The organism is Bacteroidota bacterium (genome assembly GCA_030706565.1).
GTDB lineage: Bacteria > Bacteroidota > Bacteroidia > Bacteroidales > JAUZOH01 > JAUZOH01.
Genome location: JAUZOH010000526.1, coordinates 1 through 2,340, shown reverse-complemented (window position 1 = coordinate 2,340; position 2,340 = coordinate 1). Strand labels below are relative to the sequence as shown.

The 2,340-nt window shown below is 44.3% G+C and carries 2 protein-coding genes; both read right to left on the bottom strand.

The genetic code is table 11. The annotated features are described in order from the left end of the window. Complete coding sequence (locus tag Q8907_16395) at nt 1-1,896, bottom strand: glycoside hydrolase family 127 protein (GenBank protein ID MDP4275849.1); 1,896 nt, start codon at nt 1,894-1,896, stop codon at nt 1-3. A 120-nt stretch (nt 1,897-2,016) separates the two neighbouring features. Further along, a complete protein-coding gene (locus Q8907_16390) occupies nt 2,017-2,229 on the bottom strand; it encodes a helix-turn-helix transcriptional regulator (GenBank protein MDP4275848.1) in 213 nt (70 codons plus the stop codon). Nucleotides 2,230-2,340 lie beyond the last annotated feature (111 nt).

Below are 2,340 nucleotides of genomic sequence, written 5' to 3'. Positions count from 1 at the left end.
TTAATATTTCATCCACACAGCCATTTCGCCTTTGCCCCGGTTAGCCCAGGCATAATAAGGGATGGCCATAAAATCAAGTTCGGATGTCCCGGATTTGGCTTTGCCCTTGATCACCTGCACGCCACTAAGAAGGGACGGGATAAATGAAGAGGTCAACGGGACTTTGGTATCCAATGAAAGATTGTGGATAGAGTCCTTATTATCCGGCCATTCAGCACAATAAACCAACGGTCCGCGTTGCAAAGCCACTCTCCCGCTGTCAGCCTGAACCTTGGCATTGGCTACTACCGTACGAACCGGCATGGACAGGGAAAGGCCGATTACATCACCCTTTTTCCAAACCTTATCCAAAACAGCATAGCCATCAATTACCTGATATTTCACAGCTTTACCGTTGACTGTAATACGAACAGGACTATTGTCCTTATTTGCATAAGCATAAAGATCGCCGGGAACAGGCTGGTTCTGAGCCCATCCAGGAATGCGGACTGCTACTTCAAAATTTTCAGAAGTCTTTGGGTTTATAGTAAAATCAACCTGGCCCTTCCAGGGATAATCCGTCTTCTGGGCCAAAACAATCTTGTTTTTGCCCAAATCTATGTTTGCCGTAGAGTTGATAAAAAGGTTGACATATATCCTTTTCCCCTTGGTGGCATACATATAACCCGGAATGGAAGGAATAAAACGGCACAAGTTGCTCGGGCAGCATGCACAGCCGAACCATGCACTGCGTTCATAATTACCATTGGATTCAAGTGGGTTGGGATAAAAGAAATGATCGCCGCTCAGGGAAATACCCGAAATTACGCCATTGTATAAAGTACGTTCCAGCACATCATAATATTTGGCATCACCATGAAGCAGGAAGAGACGGTAGTTCCAATAAACATTTCCAATGGCCGCACAGGTTTCGTTATAGGCCGTCAAGTTAGGCAGGCTATAGGCCTTACCAAATCCCTCAATACCCGGAACCGAACCTATTCCGCCTGTAAAATATAATTTATGATTCACCACATCCCCCCATATCGCATCAATGGCATGGATATAATTTTCATCTCCTGTGATCGAAGCCACATCAGCCATTCCAGAGTACATATAAGTTGCACGAACAGCATGTCCCACAGCTTCGGTCTGATCTATAACTTTTTTATTTGCCTGGTTATAATCGCTGCCGTTGCCGCGGACATCCAGGAAAAATTTGGCCAGGTCGAGATATTCCTTTTTGCCGGTAGCACGGTACATCTTGACCAATCCCATTTCCACAATCTGATGGCCGGGATAAATCTGCAGTTTCCCCGGGCCAAAATCCCTGCAAAGCAAATCGGCATTTTTGATGGCAATGTTCAACAGGGTCTTTTTGCCTGTGGCCATGTAATGTGCTACGGCAGCCTCATACAAATGCCCACAGTTATAAAGTTCATGGCTTCCTTTGGGATCATTCAGCCAGCGTTTGGGACCCGACCATGAATGCGGATGCTCCGGATCAATGCTCCGGGCTGTATAAAGGTAACCATCCGGTTCCTGGGCTTTGCCAATATAATAAATCAGGGTATCCAGTTTGGCTTCCAGCGTCTTGTCCGGCGCTGTCTGCAGCGAATAACTGGCACCTTCAATGATCTTGTAAATATCGGTGTCATCAAAAGGGAATTCCGTGCAAAATTTGCCCGACTTTATTCTTGCTGCAAACAGGAAATTATCTACCCGTCCGGTTTTGTAACACTGTTCCAAAGCGATCGGGATGGTGACATCATGATTTTGCTTCAGGCGAGGCGCCCAGAACTGATCATTGAGCCTGACAGAAGTAAACGGCACAGGGTGTATGGGATAATCCTGAGCCCAGGTAATGCCTGCAAAAGAAAATGCAAGCAATAAAGAAAAAATATTCCGTTTGTTCATACGAATTGATTTAATTTTCAAAGGTCGTATGGAACTCCATGTTTGCTATTTTTATTCGTGTTTTGTGCTTATCCGCAAACATGTTCGTTTCATATTCTCTGGTTAATTATGGATGTTTGTTTACTTTTCAACTAAGGTAAATAATTCTTCAACCGGAATCCCAAAAAACCTTGCCAGCCTGATGGCTAAAATAGTCGATGGTACAAACCTGCCATTTTCAATGGTATTGATGGTCTTTCTGGTTACCCCGATTTCAGCAGCAAGCTCTTCCTGTGTTATGTCCTTCATCGCCCGCCGAACTTTAATCTGGTTATGTAATTCCCATTTTTCCATATCACTCCCTGTTATAAATTAGACCAGCAAGCAGGACAGATAACACGCCCAAATATAAGGTAGTTTCGGTTACAATCAGTGCAGAAATATTATAAAATGATGAAATCCCGA

Bases quoted from the DNA above. Each gene is read 5' to 3' on its own strand.
- Q8907_16395 (MDP4275849.1), bottom strand. From the start codon at position 1,896: ATGAACAAACGGAATATTTTTTCTTTATTGCTTGCATTTTCTTTTGCA.
- Q8907_16390 (MDP4275848.1), bottom strand. From the start codon at position 2,229: ATGGAAAAATGGGAATTACATAACCAGATTAAAGTTCGGCGGGCGATG.